The 16,189-nt window shown below is 64.8% G+C and carries 21 protein-coding genes and 1 tRNA gene; 11 read left to right on the forward strand and 11 right to left on the reverse strand.

Annotated features, from left to right (window positions below):
* From ACO07D_RS13615 to ACO07D_RS13625, 3 genes are read left to right on the forward strand one after another with little or no spacing between them, the layout of a single operon-like run.
* Positions 1 to 1,107 (forward strand): mandelate racemase/muconate lactonizing enzyme family protein, encoded by a 1,107-nt coding sequence (locus ACO07D_RS13615; RefSeq protein WP_421703487.1) that lies wholly within the window; start codon positions 1 to 3, stop codon positions 1,105 to 1,107.
* A complete protein-coding gene (locus tag ACO07D_RS13620) occupies positions 1,104 to 2,207 on the forward strand; it encodes a mandelate racemase/muconate lactonizing enzyme family protein (protein WP_421703488.1) in 1,104 nt (367 codons plus the stop codon). Before ACO07D_RS13615 ends, ACO07D_RS13620 begins: the two co-directional genes overlap by 4 nt.
* A 5-nt stretch (positions 2,208 to 2,212) precedes the next feature.
* Positions 2,213 to 3,487 carry an aspartate aminotransferase family protein gene (locus ACO07D_RS13625; protein WP_421703489.1) on the forward strand — a complete coding sequence of 425 codons (1,275 nt, stop codon included), beginning with the start codon at positions 2,213 to 2,215 and terminating at the stop codon, positions 3,485 to 3,487.
* A 3-nt stretch (positions 3,488 to 3,490) separates the two neighbouring features.
* Here ACO07D_RS13625 and ACO07D_RS13630 read toward each other — a convergent pair whose 3' ends face one another.
* A complete protein-coding gene (locus ACO07D_RS13630) occupies positions 3,491 to 3,955 on the reverse strand; it encodes an Rrf2 family transcriptional regulator (RefSeq protein ID WP_421703490.1) in 465 nt (154 codons plus the stop codon).
* A gap of 65 nt (positions 3,956 to 4,020) precedes the next feature.
* Positions 4,021 to 4,548 (reverse strand): DUF2478 domain-containing protein, encoded by a 528-nt coding sequence (locus ACO07D_RS13635; RefSeq protein ID WP_421703491.1) that lies wholly within the window; start codon positions 4,546 to 4,548, stop codon positions 4,021 to 4,023.
* A gap of 87 nt (positions 4,549 to 4,635) precedes the next feature.
* Between ACO07D_RS13635 and ACO07D_RS13640 the strand changes: the two genes are divergently transcribed.
* From ACO07D_RS13640 to ACO07D_RS13650, 3 genes are all read left to right on the forward strand, one after another.
* Complete coding sequence (locus ACO07D_RS13640) at positions 4,636 to 5,061, forward strand: GtrA family protein (protein ID WP_421703492.1); 426 nt, start codon at positions 4,636 to 4,638, stop codon at positions 5,059 to 5,061.
* A 258-nt stretch (positions 5,062 to 5,319) separates the two neighbouring features.
* Complete coding sequence (locus ACO07D_RS13645; protein WP_421703493.1) at positions 5,320 to 7,020, forward strand: hypothetical protein; 1,701 nt, start codon at positions 5,320 to 5,322, stop codon at positions 7,018 to 7,020.
* Positions 7,017 to 7,979, forward strand: a complete 963-nt coding sequence (locus tag ACO07D_RS13650) for an SUMF1/EgtB/PvdO family nonheme iron enzyme (RefSeq protein ID WP_421703494.1) — start codon at positions 7,017 to 7,019, stop codon at positions 7,977 to 7,979. The genes ACO07D_RS13645 and ACO07D_RS13650 overlap by 4 nt, the downstream gene beginning before the upstream one ends.
* Before the next feature lie 82 nt (positions 7,980 to 8,061).
* On the opposite strand, the gene ACO07D_RS13655 is transcribed toward ACO07D_RS13650, so the two are convergent.
* Positions 8,062 to 8,895 (reverse strand): hypothetical protein, encoded by an 834-nt coding sequence (locus ACO07D_RS13655; protein ID WP_421703495.1) that lies wholly within the window; start codon positions 8,893 to 8,895, stop codon positions 8,062 to 8,064.
* 305 nt (positions 8,896 to 9,200) lie between these two features.
* A tRNA-Tyr gene (locus ACO07D_RS13660) sits at positions 9,201 to 9,284 on the reverse strand.
* 138 nt (positions 9,285 to 9,422) lie between these two features.
* On the opposite strand from ACO07D_RS13660, the gene rlmB reads away from it, so the two are divergent.
* From rlmB to ACO07D_RS13680, 4 genes are all read left to right on the forward strand, one after another.
* Positions 9,423 to 10,202: a 23S rRNA (guanosine(2251)-2'-O)-methyltransferase RlmB gene (gene rlmB / locus ACO07D_RS13665; RefSeq protein ID WP_421703496.1), complete on the forward strand. Its 780-nt coding sequence runs from the start codon at positions 9,423 to 9,425 to the stop codon at positions 10,200 to 10,202.
* Positions 10,203 to 10,295: 93 nt separating this feature from the next.
* The gene (locus tag ACO07D_RS13670; RefSeq protein ID WP_421703497.1) at positions 10,296 to 10,754 is read left to right on the forward strand and encodes a YHS domain-containing (seleno)protein; all 459 of its coding nucleotides are present in this window, start codon (positions 10,296 to 10,298) and stop codon (positions 10,752 to 10,754) included.
* Between the two features lie 194 nt (positions 10,755 to 10,948).
* On the forward strand, positions 10,949 to 11,392 hold the full coding sequence (locus ACO07D_RS13675; protein WP_421703498.1) for a CoA-binding protein: 444 nt from the start codon (positions 10,949 to 10,951) through the stop codon (positions 11,390 to 11,392).
* 56 nt (positions 11,393 to 11,448) lie between these two features.
* Positions 11,449 to 11,571, forward strand: a complete 123-nt coding sequence (locus tag ACO07D_RS13680) for a hypothetical protein (RefSeq protein ID WP_421703499.1) — start codon at positions 11,449 to 11,451, stop codon at positions 11,569 to 11,571.
* 34 nt (positions 11,572 to 11,605) lie between these two features.
* Here ACO07D_RS13680 and ACO07D_RS13685 read toward each other — a convergent pair whose 3' ends face one another.
* From ACO07D_RS13685 to hisA, 4 genes are read right to left on the reverse strand one after another with little or no spacing between them, the layout of a single operon-like run.
* Positions 11,606 to 11,917: a phosphoribosyl-ATP diphosphatase gene (locus ACO07D_RS13685; protein WP_421703500.1), complete on the reverse strand. Its 312-nt coding sequence runs from the start codon at positions 11,915 to 11,917 to the stop codon at positions 11,606 to 11,608.
* Positions 11,917 to 12,711, reverse strand: coding sequence for an imidazole glycerol phosphate synthase subunit HisF (gene hisF, locus ACO07D_RS13690; RefSeq protein ID WP_421703501.1), 795 nt, complete (start codon positions 12,709 to 12,711; stop codon positions 11,917 to 11,919). Before hisF ends, ACO07D_RS13685 begins: the two co-directional genes overlap by 1 nt.
* A 57-nt stretch (positions 12,712 to 12,768) precedes the next feature.
* Positions 12,769 to 13,026 (reverse strand): hypothetical protein, encoded by a 258-nt coding sequence (locus ACO07D_RS13695; protein WP_421703502.1) that lies wholly within the window; start codon positions 13,024 to 13,026, stop codon positions 12,769 to 12,771.
* Complete coding sequence (hisA, locus tag ACO07D_RS13700) at positions 13,023 to 13,742, reverse strand: 1-(5-phosphoribosyl)-5-[(5-phosphoribosylamino)methylideneamino]imidazole-4-carboxamide isomerase (RefSeq protein ID WP_421703503.1); 720 nt, start codon at positions 13,740 to 13,742, stop codon at positions 13,023 to 13,025. Before hisA ends, ACO07D_RS13695 begins: the two co-directional genes overlap by 4 nt.
* A gap of 144 nt (positions 13,743 to 13,886) precedes the next feature.
* Between hisA and ACO07D_RS13705 the strand changes: the two genes are divergently transcribed.
* Positions 13,887 to 14,276: a DUF2147 domain-containing protein gene (locus ACO07D_RS13705; RefSeq protein ID WP_421703504.1), complete on the forward strand. Its 390-nt coding sequence runs from the start codon at positions 13,887 to 13,889 to the stop codon at positions 14,274 to 14,276.
* Positions 14,277 to 14,330: 54 nt separating this feature from the next.
* On the opposite strand, the gene hisH is transcribed toward ACO07D_RS13705, so the two are convergent.
* The 3 genes from hisH to hisB form a co-directional block, all read right to left on the reverse strand.
* Entirely contained in the window at positions 14,331 to 14,969 is a 639-nt protein-coding gene (gene hisH, locus ACO07D_RS13710; RefSeq protein ID WP_421703505.1) for an imidazole glycerol phosphate synthase subunit HisH, read from the reverse strand.
* Positions 14,970 to 15,037: 68 nt separating this feature from the next.
* Positions 15,038 to 15,520 carry a GFA family protein gene (locus ACO07D_RS13715; protein ID WP_421703506.1) on the reverse strand — a complete coding sequence of 161 codons (483 nt, stop codon included), beginning with the start codon at positions 15,518 to 15,520 and terminating at the stop codon, positions 15,038 to 15,040.
* A 52-nt stretch (positions 15,521 to 15,572) separates the two neighbouring features.
* Positions 15,573 to 16,160 (reverse strand): imidazoleglycerol-phosphate dehydratase HisB, encoded by a 588-nt coding sequence (gene hisB / locus ACO07D_RS13720; RefSeq protein WP_421703507.1) that lies wholly within the window; start codon positions 16,158 to 16,160, stop codon positions 15,573 to 15,575.
* Positions 16,161 to 16,189 lie beyond the last annotated feature (29 nt).

The raw sequence follows: 16,189 nt of genomic DNA on the forward strand, positions 1-16,189 counted from the left end.
ATGAAGATTACCCGCATCACCACCTACCAGCTCGATCTGCCCCTGGTGGAGCCCTATTTCCTGTCGGGCGGGCGTCTGCGGTTCGACCGGCTCGACAGCACCTTCGTACGGATCGACACGGACGAAGGGTTGACCGGCTGGGGGGAGGGTTGCCCCTGGGGCCATACCTATCTGCCCGCTCATGGTCCGGGCATTCGTGCCGGAATTGCCACGCTGGCGCCTGCGCTGATTGGGCTCGATCCGTGCGGCCTGGACCATGTGAACCGGGTGATGGATGTGACCCTGCCGGGGCATCCTTACGTGAAAAGCCCGGTGGACATGGCCTGTTGGGACATCCTGGGGCAGGCGGCGGGAATGCCGATCTGGCAGCTGATGGGCGGCGCAGATCCCGCGCCGGTGCTGGTCAACAGCTCGATTTCGACGGGCACGCCCGAGGACATGCTGGCCCTGATCGCCAAAGCTGCCGCCAAGGGCTACACCGTGCATTCCGCCAAGGTCGGGGGTGATGACCCATCCGTGGATGTGGAGCGGATCGAGGCGATTTCGGCGGGCCTTCCCCCCGGCCACCGCGTCACCTTCGACGTGAACCGCGCCTGGACGCCCGGCGTGGCGGTCGAGGTGCTGAATTCGGTCAAGGCGCGTGACTGGGTGGAACAGCCCTGCGAGACGCTGGATCAATGCGCCCATGTGGCCGCGCGGGTGTCGAACCCGATCATGCTGGACGAATGCATGCACTCCTTCACCGACCACCTGGAGGCCTGGAAACGCAGCGCTTGCGAGGGCGTCAAGGTCAAGCCCAACCGTGTCGGTGGGCTGACGAAAGCACGCCAGATACGGGATTTCGGCGTCTCGGTCGGCTGGCAGATGCATATCGAGGATGTGGGCGGCTCGGCCCTGGCGGATACCGCCGCGATTCACCTCGCGGCCTCTACACCCGAGGCGAACCGCCTGGCCTCCTGGCTCTGCCACTATCACCTGAGCGTCGACCCCGTGCCGGGGCAGGGCGCGCGCAACGACAGCGGCGTGGCTCGCCCGCCCAACACACCCGGGTTGGGCGTGACCCCTGATCCGGACGCGCTCGGCGCCCCCATGGAGGTATACGAATGAAGATCACCCGCCTGTCGCTCTGGCACGTGCCGCTGACCAGCCACGAGGCCTATTACATGTCCGACGGCAAGACCTGCGACACGGTCGAAACCGCCGTGCTGCGGGTCGATACGGACGTGGGGCTGGTGGGCTGGGGCGAGGTCTGCCCGATCCCGCATTACCTGCCCGCTTATGCACGCGGGGTCGGGCCCGCGTTGACCGAGCTTGCCCCGGTCCTGTTGGGTGCCGATCCGATTGGGGCAGAGGCGCTGATGGCCAAGGCGGATGCCTTCCTACAAGGTCACCGCTATGCCAAATCCGCGCTGGATATCGCGCTGTGGGATCTGACCGGCAAGGCCGCCGGGCTGCCGGTGCACGCGCTGCTGGGCGGACGACGGGCTGGCGACATGCCGCTTTATCACTCGATCACCTGCATCGCGCCCGAGGACATGGCGCGCATTGCCAAGGATGCCCGGGCCAGGGGCATGGCGCAGTTCCAGGTCAAGCTGGGCGCGGATGGCGACTGGCAGGCGGACGTCGCCCGCCTGCGTCTGGTGCGCGAAGCGGTGGGGGCGGGGCCGCTGGTCTATGGTGACTGGAATTGCGGGGCGACATCGCTGGACGCCAGCCGCGTGGGCCGGGCCGTGGCCGATCTGGACGTGATGCTGGAACAGCCCTGCGCCACCATTGCCGATTGTGCCCGCGTACGTGACGCCACCGGCCTGCCGATGAAAATGGACGAAAACGCCCATGACACGGCCTCGCTGCTGGAAGCCCACGCGGCGGGCGTGATGGATGCCGTCGCGCTGAAACTGTCGAAGTTCGGCGGGCTGTCTGCTACCCGGCGCGCCCGCGACCTGTGCCTGCACCTGGGCGCGAAGATGTGCGTCGAATGCACCTGGGGCTCGGATATCGTGACCGGCGCGCTTTTGCACCTGGCCGCCGCGACCGATCCCGCGCGGCTGATGAACACATGCGACCTGTCTTCCTATGTGTCGCCACGGCTTGACCCGGGCGCGCCTGAAAGGCTCAATGGCCGGATCGCCCCGCCGGAGGGGCCCGGTCTGGGCATCACCCCCGACCTCGACCTGCTTGGCACCCCTGACCTGATACTGGACTGACCCACATGAACCGACTGCACACCCAAGACGAATGGATCGCCCGCGCGAAGAAGGCACTGCCCGCCGGGGGGTTTGGCAATTTCGATCCGGGCATCATCATCTCCCACGGCGAAGGCGCGCGGGTCTGGGACGAGGACGGGCGCGAATATGTCGACTACCTGATCGGCTCCGGCCCGATGCTGCTGGGCCATGGCCATCCGGAGGTGATGGAGGCCGTTCTGGAACAACTGCCCAAGGGCATGACCTTCTTTGCCAACAACGCCAAGGGGATTGAACTGGCCGAGGCGATCATCGACGCGGTGCCCTGTTGCGAACAGGTGCGCTTTGTTGCTTCGGGGGGCGAGGCCGACATGTACGCCATCCGCCTGGCGCGCGCCTACACCGGTCGCGACAAGATCCTGAAGTTCGAGGGCGGCTATCACGGCATGTCCGCCGAGGCGCAGATGAGCCTGGCGCCCACCATCGAACGCAACTTCCCGGCGGCCGTACCCGACAGCGCGGGCATCCCGCAGGGCGTGGCCGACCAGATGCTGATCGCGCCCTACAATGACCTCGCTGCGGTCGAAAGCCTGCTCACCGAACATGACGATATCGCCGCGATCATCGCCGAGCCGCTGCAACGCATCATCCCGCCCGAACCCGGTTACCTGGAAGGGCTGCGCGCGCTCTGTGACAAGCACGGTGTGCTGCTGATCTTTGACGAGATCGTCACCGGCTTCCGCCTGGATTACGGCGGTGCGCAGGAGCGCTATGGCGTTACGCCGGACCTTTGCACCCTCGGCAAGATCACCGGCGGCGGCTTCCCCTTGGCCGCGCTTGGTGGCCCGGCCGAGATCATGGCCCATTTCGACAAGGACGCGGTGGGACAGGACAAGTGGCTGATGCAGCTGGGCACGCTCTCGGGCAATCCGGTCGCCTCGGCTGCCGGTCTGAAAACGATGGAGATCCTGCGTCGTGAGGGCACCTATGACCGGTTGCGTGCGCTGGGCATGGAATTGCAGCAGATGCAAAGCCAGGCCCTGACTGCGGCGGGCATCGCCCACCAGGTGGTTGGTGACGCGACCCTGTTCGACATCTACTTCACGGAAAATGCTTGCCGCGATTACCGCTCGGCGCGCCATGACGATCCGTCGATCAATGCGCGCTACAATGCGGTGCTGCGGGACAACGGCGTGTTCAAGTCGCCGGGCAAGCTCTACCCGTCGCTGGCCCTGACCGAAGCGGACTTGGAGCTGACCCGCGCGGCGGTTCAGAAAGCGGTGGCGGCGATTGCCGGATAGTGCTCAGGCGTGTTCGCAGCTCATGCGCAGCACCTGTTCCAGGTCGAACAGGTGTTCAAGCCCCGTGTTGCCATCCACCAGCTCGTTCAGGCTGATCATGTCCAGCTCGGCATAGAACGCGTCCAGCGCGCGTTTCAGGGCGATCTTCAGCCGACAGGTCGGGGCGATGGGGCAGGTGTTCTCGGCGGCCGAGAAACATTCGGCAAAGGGCAGGCCCGCTTCGAACACGCGGAACACCTCGCCCACGTTGATCTGGCTCGGCGGGCGGCTGAGGCGAATGCCGCCGCCGCGTCCCCGGGTGGTTTCCAGAAAGCCGCCATGGCCCAGCTGGTTGATAATCACACCCAGATGGTTCGCCGAGGCATTGCAGGCCTCGGCCACTTCGCATTTGCGCACGGTCCGCCCGGTATTCACCGCGCAGAACATCAACACGCGCATCGCAAGGTTCGTCTTGACGGTCAGGCGCACGGAGTTCGGTCCCTTTGTTCCTGCCTCTTGTTAGCGCGGAAACCTGGGGTGATCCTTGACATATATCAGGAGGCAGATGTGCGATTTGCGTCCCTGGCGGCCCATCGGGCCCAGTGCAAGATCGCCTCAAGCGTTGGGTCCAGTTGTTCGGCGGCTCCTTCGCAGAAGCTGTCGAGCGCCGGGCGGTTGGCTTCGTTGACGCCGACCAGCACGGGGATATCTGCCACCATCGCCGCACCGATGGCGTCGCGAAAGCCGCGTCCGGCGGCCTCCTGCTTGCCGAACTTGTTGATGATCACCAGGTCTGGCCCCCGTTCGACATTGGCCAGGGTCAGGGCCACGCTGTCCTCCAGCCCCGCAGGATCCAGCCGACAGCCCGAGGCGCCCGGGCCAAGGCTGGTCGAGATGCGCAGCGTGGGCCCGTCCGGCAGCACCAGCACATCCATGTCGCAGAGCGGCGAACGGGGTGTTTCCGTATCCAACTGCACCGTACCCGCCAAGCGCAGGCCTTCGGCCCTCAGCACCTGAGCGGCGCGGGCCAGGAGCCTGTTGGTCTCCCCGCGGCCGGGGGCAGTGACATGGGCGATCTGCATGGGCTGTCTCGGGTTTCTGCGACCCGGCAGAGATGCCACGGCGACCGGGCCTTGCGCAAGGGGCGGCGCCGTGGTCAAGTCGCGCCCATGGCTCGGCTGACGAATACGCAACTGGTGACGCGCTACGCGGGGTTTGCCGTGCTGGCCACCCTGGCCAACCTGGCCGCGCAGCGGGTCAGCCTGGCCACCTATGACGGGGCAGGCGCCCTGGCCCTGGCTATCGGCATCGGCACCGGGGTCGGGCTGGTGCTGAAATACCTTCTGGACAAGCGCTGGATCTTCTTTGATCTCACCACAGGGGCGGCGACGCACGGGCGCAAGTTCGGCCTCTATACCTTGATGGGTGTCGTCACCACGGCGATCTTCTGGGGGGCGGAGGCTGGGGCCTGGGCGGTCTGGGGCACGGATATTGCCCGCGAACTGGGGGCGGTGGCGGGGCTGACCGTGGGCTACGTGGTCAAGTACCGGCTCGACAAGCGTTTCGTCTTCGGCGACGGGCAGGGCGCGGCCTGAACACCAGCTGGCCCAGGGGGCGTGAAAACCCACCCCCTGTCGATCACAATCCTGTCTGTCGGGCATTTTTTCGGACAAGATTGGTGACAGTTTAAGAATTGTGCCGCAATATCCTTACGAAGAAGCGTTTAAACGAAACTTCGATTGAATTGTCGCGAGTCGCGACCGCATTTCGGCGAAAGCGGGGGGCACACCCCGTTTGCCTTGGACGGAAGGGAGCTTTGGGCCTTGTCACACTGGTCATTTAAGGGGGCAGCTTTGGCGGGCGCGCTGATCGGGGGCATTCCGGCCCTGGCGCAGACCGCCGAGGAACTGGAAGCACAATGGGCCACCTATGAGGAGGTGCGGCCAAAGGCTATCCATGAGCTTCAACCCTTCCGTGAGGAAGTCGCCGCCCCCCTGAAAGACGGCCGCGTGGTGCGCCTGATCTCGCTGAACCCGGCGGTCAACAGCTGGTTCCTGCTGCGCCTGGAAACCGCCGAGGGCAAGGTTCAGGACAGCTATCACCTGGAAAATCCGAACCCCACCGGCCAGACCCTGCGCCTCTATACCGAAGGGCGCACGGCGCTGGTGGTCGAAAATGCCGATGGTACGCTGCGCTGTGCGCCGTGGCTGGGCACCGGCGCCTCCCTGAGTGTCGCGCGCAAGACCGGGCTGCCCTTCGCGCCGCTTTGCGGTGACCGCATCTACCTGCGCAACCAGGTGTCGGGCTCGCGCTCGAACCTCGAGGCCACGACCGAGTTCCTGCGCGAAAACGTCTGGGGCGGGGAAAGCATCGTCAATTTCGTCAAGGGGACCTTCTTCCGCGACAGTGAGATGACGACCTCCGAAGCGCTTGAGGCCAACGGGCAGGGGCGTCTGGACCTTGGCCCCGGTGCGGCCACGATGGATTACGCGCTGGAGGATCGCCCGGTGGTGCGCACCTACAATGCGCTGGGTTTCGAGGGCGCGGACAACAAGAACATGACCATGGGGCTTTGGTATCCGATTGCCGGGGCCGAAGGGGTCTATACCTCGACCATCCAGCCGCGCCACCTGGCGCAAGAGGTTTTGAAAGGCGAGGGCAAAACCAATTGGCTTGATGGTGTGGAAAGCCGGGCGAATGCGCAATTCGTGGCCTTCGATCTTTCCCGCTTCGATATCAACTATGCCGTGGGCACCGCCCACCCAGGTCTCGAATGGTCGCCGCGTCCCCCTTGGGACGTGCGCCCGCGTGGAATGCCCGGCCCGGACGGGGTCAGCAATGCCAAGCCGTTGGTGCGTCTGGGCATGATCCCGCCGCAGATGGCCGACCGCGCCGTGGCCGTCTTTACCGGCGGGTTCAAGCGGCAGCATTCGGCGTTCAAATGGGGCGAGTATATCCGCCTGAATTATGGCTCCCACTACGGGTTCATCGAACACGGCGTCATCTTGTCCAAGCTGCAACCACGCCTGTCGACGATCTATGTGCTGACGGATGGCACCTACGGGATGAAGACCTGGACCGAGGAAGACAACGAGATGCTGCCGCGCATCCGCTTTGCGCGGCAGAACGGCGTGCCCCTGGTCGAAGACGGCATTCCCGGCCCTCTGGTGCCCCATTGGGGGCCGGGCAACTGGTCGGGCTCCGCCGAGGCCAAGCTGCGCACCCTGCGTGCCGGCGCCTGCATGAAGGAAGCGAACGGCAAGCAATGGCTGATCTACGGCTGGTTCTCGACCGCCACGCCCTCGGCCATGGCGCGGGCCTTCCAGGGCTACGGCTGTGATTACGCGATGCTCTTGGACATGAACGCGATGGAGCATACGCACCTCGCCCTCTTTACCCGCAACGAAGGCTCGCTGCATGTCGAACACCTGATGCCCGGCATGGCGGCAATCGAGAAACGGGCGCGTTCGGGCGATGTGATCCCGCGTTACCTGGGCTTCGTCGACAACCGCGATTTCTTCTACCTGACCTTGAAGGAGGGACTTGACCCATGATGCTGCGCGTTCTGCTGATCCTTGCGAGCCTGGCCGCCCCGGCGACCGCCGAAACCCTGGCCCAGCAGAATGCCCGAATGTTCGAACAGCTTGACAGGGTGCACAACCTGTCCGCCGCCGAACTTGCCCGCATCAAGGAGATTTTCGCCGCCTCCGGATTCGCGGGGCAGGGCAACCCGGCGATCTCGGTCCATCCCCTGACACCCGAACAATGCGCGGCGCGGATTCCCGGCGGGCCGTCGAGCTATGACAATGCCCGCAACAGGCGCATCTGCGGCGACCGCTATATGGCACCGCTTTACGACCCGGCCACCCAGCGACCCGAGGACGCCCAGGCCTGTATCGACATGTTCGAGTTCCCGAACATCCCCTGCACCTACCCGGTCGTTTGGATCAAGGCGCGCGAGGCGGCGCAGGTCTGCGCGGCCCAGGGCAAGCGGCTCTGCGACGCGCACGAATGGGAAGGGGCCTGTGCGGGGGCGTTGACCGAACCTGATTACCCCTTCGGTGCGGGCTCGGTCGCGGCCATGCGCAACCGCCACAACGCGCGTTATGCCGCGACCAAGAACTGGGCCTACGGGTCGAATTACCAGCGCGGGGTCTGTGCCGCCAACAGCTCAAAAAGCCCGGGCTGTGCCGGTGGTGGTTTTGGGCGCTGCGGTTCGAACACCTACCCGACCGGCGCCTTCCCCGGCTGCGTCTCGGCGTTGGGCGTCTATGACCAGCACGGCAATGCGGCGGAGCATATGAACCTGCCGATGACGCCTGCCCAGATGACCTCGGCCGGTGGCATGGGGGTGACCGAGATGAAGGGCAGCTGGTTCATCTTCGACAAGTACCGCGCGCATGAGGACTGGTGCCGCTGGCGCGCGCCCTATTGGCATGGCAGCCAGGTGATGAGCACCGGCAGCCACGCGAATTACCACCTGGGTTTCCGCTGCTGCAAATCGGTGGACTAGGCCGGACCTTGATCCGGTCAACGAAAAACGCCCGCCGAAGTCTCGGCGGGCGTTCTGAACTCTGTGTGATCTGGATCTGCGTTCAGTACAGTGAGGCCTGCAACCGTGCCGCGTCCACCGGGCCTTCGGAGCTGACGAGGCTGGCCAGTTCCGGGTGGCGCATCAGCTCGTCCAGCGGCACCTTGCGGCCGTTCACATAGGCGATGCGGGCGACGAGGCGGATGCCGTGGCTGTAATCGGCGTATTGTGCGCCATGTACGGTCGACAGGGGCTGGATCGGGCGCCCGTTGGGACGGTGCCAGCCATAGATCGCCACCTGGCCGGGTTTGCTGTAGAGCCGGGTTGTCAGCACCAGGTCCTTCTTCTGCCCGGCAGTCAGCGTGTCCAGGAAACGGGTTACACGGGCGCGCTGGCGGGTCACCGTGGCATCATGACGGCGCATGTAATCGGTGGTGACCATTGCGCTGGTCGGTTCCATCGGCGAGGGGCTCAGCTGCACCTCGGCCTGTTCATAGATCGCGTCGACGATGCGGGTGGTGGGCAGGAAGAAGCCCAGTTCATCGGCAATGCGGGCAGCGGCGGGCAGGCCCAGCGGCACGCGCACATGGTCATTGTCCGAGCCCACGGCCAGGTAGTCCGGCGTCACGCAGAGCACCACCACGACCGGCTGGCCGTTGGACAGCGCACCGTCAAAGCCGACCGGCACCAGTTGGCGCAGGTGATCAGGAATGTTGCCCGCCAGCACCTCGCGGGTGATCGCGCGATCACGTTCGGCCCCGCCCAGGCTCATCACACGGTCCATCACGGCGCTGCCGGAGGCCGCCCGGGCCGAACGGCGGGGAATTTCGCGGGTCATGTCATCGCCGCAGAGGATCAACGCTTGCGCCTCCGTGGCTGCAAGGGATGCAACAGCCATGGACACAGCAAAGGCCATGCGCTTGAGTGGTGCAAGTCGGATCATTCGCTTCTCTGTCCCAAAGGTGGTCCTGTAGACCGCTTGACGCGGCAATTGGCGACGTTTCGCATTGATCGGCGAATTTGGTCAACAAAGGGTAAACCTAAAGCTTCCCCTAAGCGGAAACTCGCCCGTTTTGTGCAAATTATCGCCAAAATGGCTGAAAAAGCCCAGGAATTTCAGTGTCCGGTGGAGGGTTTGTCCCTTCCTGCGACGAAATGACACCACTTCGTGGTGACCACTTTCATCCGGTTTCGGAGGGAAAGTGGTGGGCGACCTTGGAATCGAACCAAGCGTGCGTCTCCGCGAGGGAGTTACAGTCCCCTGCCACACCTTGCGGCCTGTCGCCCACTTGCCCGGCGCTTGCGCGCCTGACGTGAGGGGCTGAATAAGCCCAGTGAAAAGCATCGTCAACCGGAAAATTGCTTGCGATGCGCCTTTCTCTGACGCATTACCTGCGCCTGTCATAGATGCGGGGGAACGGACCCATGAAGAAGCCCAAATGGGTCATTGAAAAAGAGCAATCCAAGCGCGCAGCGGCGGCGCAGACCGTCTGGCTCTTCGGGTTGCACGCAGTGCGCGACGCGCTGATGAACCCCGCCCGCGACCGCCTGCGCCTGGTCCTGACCAAGAACGCCGCCGACAAGTTGGGCGAGGCCATAGCGGCCTCTGGCATGGAGCCGGAGATCGTCGATCCGCGCAAGTTTTCCGTGCCGATTGATCCGGGCTCGGTGCATCAGGGCGCAGCCTTGGAAGTCAAACCGCTGTCCTGGGGCTCGCTGGAAGAGGTCTGCCTGCAGGGCGACGGTGCGCCGCTCGTCGTCCTGCTGGACCGGGTGACCGACCCGCATAACGTGGGCGCCATCCTGCGGTCTGCCGAGGTCTTCGGTGCCCGGGCCGTCATTGCCCCGGCCCGCAATTCCGCCCCGGAAACAGGCGCGCTTGCCAAGACCGCCTCGGGCGCGCTGGAACGTCAGCCCTATCTAAAGGTGCGCAACCTGGCCGACACGATGGAGGCTCTGCGCGAGATGGGCTTCCTGCTCTATGGCATGGACGGTGAGGCCGAGGTCACGCTGGATCAGGCGCTGGAAGGGGCCAAGGGTCGGGCCATCGGCCTGGTGCTGGGCGCCGAAGGCCCGGGCCTGCGCCAGCGCACCAAGGAAACCTGCGACAGCCTGGTCAAGATCGACGCCGCGCGCGGGTTCGGCTCGCTGAACGTATCCAATGCGGCCGCCGTCGGGCTCTACGCCGCACGGGCGAAGATGTAACATCTCACACATCCGGTCACAGGCGCGCGAGGCGGGGTTACGCGGCGCGCCAAAGCCGCCAGATTGGGGGAAACCAACCGAAAGGACCCCCCGATGCTGACCCGCCGTTCCCTGCTTGCCGGCCTTGCCGCTGCCCCGCTGATCCCCGCTTTCGCCCAGGTGGCCCAGGCCGCCAGCCCCTCCGTCTTCAACACGGGTGGCGTGGCGATCAATGGCTATGATCCGGTCGCCTATTTCATCGAGGGCAAGCCGGTCGAAGGCTCTGCCGAGTTCATCGCGGACTGGGATGGCGCGACGCTGCGGTTCGCCTCCGCCACCAACCGCGACATGTTCCTGGCCGACCGCGAGCGGTTCACCCCGAATTTCGGCGGCTACTGCGCCTATGCGGCCAGCCTGGGCTACCTCGCCCCGACCCAGCCCGAAGCCTGGACCGTCTACGAGGATCGCCTGTATCTGAACGCCAATCTGCGTGCGCGCGAGCTGTGGCTGAAGGACGTGCCCGGCAACATCGCCAAGGGCCGTGCAAATTGGCCGGGCATTCTGGACGCGTGATCACAGGGCGTTAACCCGATCTTCACAACTTCTTTACACCCTCTTTTATGAGAGGAAAGAGACCCTATCTGTGTTCATGAGAGCGGGGCGTGGAACCCCCGATATCTCACTTCACTGTCCCTCGTTCCACACACTCTGCGCCCGGGCATCCCCCGGGCGCTTTTTTATGAGGATGAATGGGTTAGGCTAGGCACATGAGCAGTATCGAAGACATTCTGAAGTGCACGCGCACCATTGCCGTGGTGGGCCTGTCGCACAAACCGGAACGGGCCTCGAACGGGGTCGCGCGTTATCTTCATGGGCGCGGATACCGGGTGATCGGGGTCAATCCGGGCCTGGCCGGGCAGGAAATGTTCGGTGAAATCATCGTGCCTGACCTGGCCTCCTTGCCGCCGGAGGTCGACATGGTGGACATCTTTCGTCGCTCCGACGCGGTCGAGCCCGTGGTGGACGCCGCGTTGGAGCACCTGCCCAATCTCAAAACCGTCTGGATGCAACTGGGTGTGGTGAACGAGGCGGCCGCCGAAAAGGCGCGTGCGGCCGGGGTGGATGTCGTCATGGACCGCTGCCCGGCGATCGAATATCCGCGTCTTTTCGGGGATTTGACCGTGTCAGAGCTGTCCGAGCGGATTGGTTAACCGCCTGTTCATACCTTGGTGCAATTCTGTGGCAGGGCTGTTCAAGGAGGTCTGCCATGACCCAAGAGATCAAGGGATCCTATCCCGGCATATTCGCCATGTTACGCGCGCAGGCAGCTACGCCGCGTGGATCGGTGAAACGGACGCTGTTCGGGCGTCCGATCTTGCGGGCAATCTAGGCAGGAACGCGCGTGGGGCTGCCAATCTGGGCGGCTACCCGCGCGCGGCCTTCTCTTCGATACCAGATGTGCCTTGGCGCCGGTCGAGTTCGGCCAGCACATCGGCCAGCGGCACATCGCGCGCGGCCAACATGACCATGAGGTGATAAAGCACGTCCGCCGCCTCGTAGGTCAGGTTCTCGCGATCGTTCTTCACCGCTGCGATGACGGCCTCGATGGCCTCTTCCCCAAACTTCTCGGCGCATTTCTCCGGCCCCTTGGACAGCAGTTTGGCGGTCCAGGAACTGTCGGGATCAGCGTCGATACGCGCCTGAATGGTGGCTTCGAGGGTCTCAAGGGTACTCATCACAGCCTCATCGGAATGCCCGCGGCGGCCATGTGTTCCTTGGCCTCGCGGATGGTGTATTCGCCGAAATGGAAGATCGAGGCGGCCAGAACGGCGCTGGCATGGCCTTCGGTCACGCCCTCGACCAGGTGGTCCAGGGTGCCAACGCCGCCGGAGGCAATCACAGGCACGCCGACCGCGTCAGAGATTGCGCGGGTCAGGGGCAGGTTGAACCCGGCCTTGGTGCCGTCGCGATCCATTGAGGTCAGCAGGATCTCACCCGCGCCCTTGGCCTCAACGGTCTTGGCGAACTCGACCGCGTCGATCTGGTTTCCGTCGGCATCCAGCGCCGGTTTGCGGCCACCGTGGGTAAAGATGCCCCATTTGACACCATTACCATCCGCGTCGGTCTCGATCGTCTTGGCGTCGATGGCGACGACGATGCATTGGCTACCGAAGCGGTCGGCGGAGCGCGCGACCACGTCCGGGTCGGCCACGGCCGCCGAGTTGAAGCTGACCTTGTCAGCGCCCGCCAGCAGCAGGTCGCGCACATCTTCCGGGGTGCGCACACCGCCGCCGATGGTCAGCGGCATGAAACAATGTTCCGCCGTGCGCGTGGCCAGGTCGAACATGGTGCCGCGGTTTTCATGCGTCGCCTTGATGTCCAGAAACACCAGCTCATCGGCGCCCGCAGCGTCATAGGCACGCGCCTGTTCCACCGGGTCGCCCGCGTCGATCAGGTCGACGAAGTTCACGCCCTTGACGGTGCGCCCTTCGGCCACGTCCAGGCAGGGGATGATGCGGGTTTTCAGCATGTCGCCTCCGGTGTTCTTCCGGGGCTGTGATAGGGCAAGCGGGGCGTCCGCGCAATGTCAGTCGGTCGGCTTCGCGCCCTTCAACCCGTCGATGATCAACAGCGCCAGCCCGATCACCCCAAGAGGGGCGGTGAACATGACCCAGGCACCTGCATTCACGGCGCTCCCCGCCAAACGTCCCATCGGGGTCGTGAGCCAGGCGCAATCCGGCCCGGTGCAGCCTGCCGCTCCGACCGCAAGCAGCCCGGCAATCTGCCCGACGAAGGGCAGGGCCGAGAATACGATCAGCAGGATGCCAAGCCGTTTGCGGGTCATTTCAGCACCGACAGCGCCTCGGCCAGGTCGATGGCGCCGTCATAAAGCGCGCGGCCCGAGATGGCGCCGTTCAGATCCGTGCCACAGGATTTCAACGCGCGTAGGTCGTCCAGCGACGACACGCCGCCAGAGGCGATGACCGGGATCGACACGGCGCGGGCGAGGTCGGCGGTTGCCTCGACATTCGGACCCTGCATCGCGCCGTCGCGGTTGATGTCGGTGTAGATGATCGCGGCCACGCCCGCGTCCTCGAAGCTCTTGGCGAGGTCGGTGACCATGACGTCGGTCTCTTCGGCCCAGCCCTTGGTCGCCACACGGCCATTGCGGGCGTCGATGCCCACCGCGACCTTGCCGGGGAACGCGCGGGCGGCTTCGCGCACCAGATCGGGGTTTTCCACCGCCACGGTGCCCAGGATCACGCGGGACAGGCCCTTTTCGATCCAGGTTGCGATGGTCGCCATGTCGCGAATGCCACCGCCCAGCTGGGCGGGCACGTCGATGGCGCCCAGAATTGCTTCGACCGCGGCGGCGTTGACCGGCTCGCCCGCGAAGGCGCCGTTGAGGTCCACCAGGTGGATCCACTCGCAGCCTGCGTCCTGAAAGGCGCGCGCCTGGGCGGCAGGGTCGTCGTTGAAGACGGTCGCCGCCTCCATCTCGCCGCGCAGAAGGCGCACGCATTGGCCGTCTTTCAGGTCGATGGCGGGGTAAAGGATCATGGGGGCCTCCTGTCTGTTCGGCGTGCTTTTGCCACGCGGGCCCCGGAAAGCCAAGTATTGCCAAGCGGAGGGCTGCCTTAACGTAACGGTTGCCAGATCGGGCGGGTGCGGGTCAGGATGCGGCAAAACCAGTGGGAGGAAGACATGAAGAAACTCTTTGCAGCGGCGGCGATGCTGATCGGCCTGGCTCTGCCGGCCCTGGCCGCCGATCCGATCGAGGGCCTGTGGCGTACCGCAAAGGATGACAACGGCAATTCCGGGCTGATCCAGGTAACCACCTGCGGCAATGCCTTCTGCGGCACGCTGATCAAGGCCTTCGGGCCGGACGGGGCCGAGATGCAGTCGGACAATGTCGGTCGACAGCTGATCTGGGACACGGTCAACAAGGGCGACGGGCTGTATCGCGGAAAGGTTTACTCGCCGGACCGTGACAAGACCTACAAGTCGAAGCTGATCTTGAGCGGTAACCGCCTTGTCGTGGAAGGTTGTGTGTTGGGCATCTGCCGCGAGGGCGGGGTCTGGACCAAACAGTAAACCGCGCGCCAGAGCGGAGGATGGGGCCGGGCGGCAACGTCCGGCCTTTTCCTGTCAGGGCGCCCAGGTCAGGAAGTTTGCGATCATGCGCAGACCGGCCTCCTGGCTTTTTTCCGGGTGGAACTGCATGCCGATGATGTTGTCGCGCCCGACGATGGCGGTGATATCACCGGCATAGTCGCAATGGGCCAGACGTTCCGCCGGGTTGGCAACCTGCATGTGGTAGGAGTGCACGAAATAGGCGTGATCGCCGGTTTTCACCCCCTCCAGAACCGGGTGCGGGCTGTCGATCACCAGGTCGTTCCAGCCCATGTGGGGCACTTTCAGCGCCGGGTCCGCCGGGGCGATGCGCACGACTTCGCCGCCGATCCAGTCGAACCCGTCGGTGTCCACATATTCGCGGCTGACCGAGGCCAGCATCTGCATGCCGACACAGATGCCCATGAAGGGGCGGCCTTTCTGGTTTACGCTCTCATCCACCGCTTCGAAGATGCCGCGATGGTCGAATAGAGCTTTCCAGCAGGCCGGGAAGGCGCCATCGCCGGGCAGGACCAGCCGGTCAGCCTTGGCGACCTCTTCCGGGTCCGAGGTCACGATAACCGTGCCCGCCCCGGTCTCGCGCGCCATGCGCTGAAACGCCTTTTCCGCCGAATGCAGGTTGCCGCTTTCGTAGTCGATAATGGCGGTCAGCATGTCTGGCTCTCCTCGGCGTTGGGTCTGATGCCCGCTGCCTAGCGCAAGAGGGGAGCGCTGCCAAGCCTTCACCGGATGTGCAGGATCTCGCTCAGAACCTCCGGCTCCAAAGGCTCGCCCTCGGCCGTGGCCGCGTGCTGTGCATAGGTCTTGAACCCCGCGGGCACCATGGTCCCGCGCACCGCGTCATCGAGGAAGATGAACTTGCTGTTCTCGGGGGTGAACGCGAACCAACCCGGGTCGTCAAACGTGCCTGCATAGACCCCGAGCCGGTCGGGCCAGCGTTCGAAGGTCAGATGGGTCTTGGTGCCGCAGGTGGTACAGAAATGCACATTCACCTGCTTGCCGCTGCCGCCTGAGACATGATCGTAGCGTGTGGGTGTGCCTGTGGTCACGGCAAACTGGTCGGTATCAAAGATCGGTTCCACCATGCCCAGGGCGCCCGTTGCGCTCTGGCAGAAGCGGCAGAAACAGGCGGTCACCCAAAGCGGATCGCCGGTAACCCGGTAGCGCAGGCCACCGCAAAGGCAACCGCCAGCCTGATAGGGCATCAGAATTCCTCCCCGCAAATGTCATTGCAGGGAGGATACCACACAGCGCCTTTTACAGCGCGCCCTTGGTCGAGGGGATCGCATCCGCCTTGCGCGGGTCGGTCTCGACCGCGATGCGCAGGGCGCGGGCGACCGCCTTGAAGGCGGCCTCGGCGATGTGGTGCGAGTTGAAGCCGTGGATCTGGTCCACGTGCAGGGTGATCCCGCCGTGGGTCGCGAAGGCCTGGAAGAACTCGCGCACCAGCTCGGTGTCGAAACTACCGATCTTGGGCGTCGGCAGCTCGACATTCCACACCAGGAAAGGCCGCGCCGACAGGTCCAACGCGCAGCGTACCTGGGCGTCATCCATTGGCAGGTGGCATTCGCCGTAACGACGGATGCCCTTCTTGTCGCCAAGCGCCTGAGCCAGAGCCTGACCCAGGGCAATGCCGGTGTCCTCGACCGTGTGGTGGTCGTCGATGTGATAATCACCCTTGGCGCGGATGGTCATGTCGATCAGCGAATGGCGCGCCAGCTGGTCCAGCATGTGGTCGAAGAACCCCACGCCGGTCTGGTTGTCATAGGCTCCGGTGCCGTCAAGGTTCACCTGGACGGTAATGTCGGTTTCGGCGGTGGCCCGCGTGACCTCGGCTGTGCGCATGGCTGTCCCTCGTGTTTACGAGGCGGTTA

Source organism: Aliiroseovarius sp. (assembly GCF_965228805.1).
GTDB lineage: Bacteria > Pseudomonadota > Alphaproteobacteria > Rhodobacterales > Rhodobacteraceae > JASBTN01.

Bases quoted from the DNA above. Each gene is read 5' to 3' on its own strand.
- ACO07D_RS13615 (WP_421703487.1), top strand. From the start codon at position 1: ATGAAGATTACCCGCATCACCACCTACCAGCTCGATCTGCCCCTGGTG.
- ACO07D_RS13620 (WP_421703488.1), top strand. From the start codon at position 1,104: ATGAAGATCACCCGCCTGTCGCTCTGGCACGTGCCGCTGACCAGCCAC.
- ACO07D_RS13625 (WP_421703489.1), top strand. From the start codon at position 2,213: ATGAACCGACTGCACACCCAAGACGAATGGATCGCCCGCGCGAAGAAG.
- ACO07D_RS13635 (WP_421703491.1), bottom strand. From the start codon at position 4,548: ATGCAGATCGCCCATGTCACTGCCCCCGGCCGCGGGGAGACCAACAGG.
- ACO07D_RS13640 (WP_421703492.1), top strand. From the start codon at position 4,636: ATGGCTCGGCTGACGAATACGCAACTGGTGACGCGCTACGCGGGGTTT.
- ACO07D_RS13650 (WP_421703494.1), top strand. From the start codon at position 7,017: ATGATGCTGCGCGTTCTGCTGATCCTTGCGAGCCTGGCCGCCCCGGCG.
- ACO07D_RS13655 (WP_421703495.1), bottom strand. From the start codon at position 8,895: ATGGCTGTTGCATCCCTTGCAGCCACGGAGGCGCAAGCGTTGATCCTC.
- rlmB (WP_421703496.1), top strand. From the start codon at position 9,423: ATGAAGAAGCCCAAATGGGTCATTGAAAAAGAGCAATCCAAGCGCGCA.
- ACO07D_RS13670 (WP_421703497.1), top strand. From the start codon at position 10,296: ATGCTGACCCGCCGTTCCCTGCTTGCCGGCCTTGCCGCTGCCCCGCTG.
- ACO07D_RS13675 (WP_421703498.1), top strand. From the start codon at position 10,949: ATGAGCAGTATCGAAGACATTCTGAAGTGCACGCGCACCATTGCCGTG.
- ACO07D_RS13680 (WP_421703499.1), top strand. From the start codon at position 11,449: ATGACCCAAGAGATCAAGGGATCCTATCCCGGCATATTCGCCATGTTA.
- ACO07D_RS13685 (WP_421703500.1), bottom strand. From the start codon at position 11,917: ATGAGTACCCTTGAGACCCTCGAAGCCACCATTCAGGCGCGTATCGAC.
- hisF (WP_421703501.1), bottom strand. From the start codon at position 12,711: ATGCTGAAAACCCGCATCATCCCCTGCCTGGACGTGGCCGAAGGGCGC.
- ACO07D_RS13695 (WP_421703502.1), bottom strand. From the start codon at position 13,026: ATGACCCGCAAACGGCTTGGCATCCTGCTGATCGTATTCTCGGCCCTG.
- hisA (WP_421703503.1), bottom strand. From the start codon at position 13,742: ATGATCCTTTACCCCGCCATCGACCTGAAAGACGGCCAATGCGTGCGC.
- ACO07D_RS13705 (WP_421703504.1), top strand. From the start codon at position 13,887: ATGAAGAAACTCTTTGCAGCGGCGGCGATGCTGATCGGCCTGGCTCTG.
- hisH (WP_421703505.1), bottom strand. From the start codon at position 14,969: ATGCTGACCGCCATTATCGACTACGAAAGCGGCAACCTGCATTCGGCG.
- ACO07D_RS13715 (WP_421703506.1), bottom strand. From the start codon at position 15,520: ATGCCCTATCAGGCTGGCGGTTGCCTTTGCGGTGGCCTGCGCTACCGG.
- hisB (WP_421703507.1), bottom strand. From the start codon at position 16,160: ATGCGCACAGCCGAGGTCACGCGGGCCACCGCCGAAACCGACATTACC.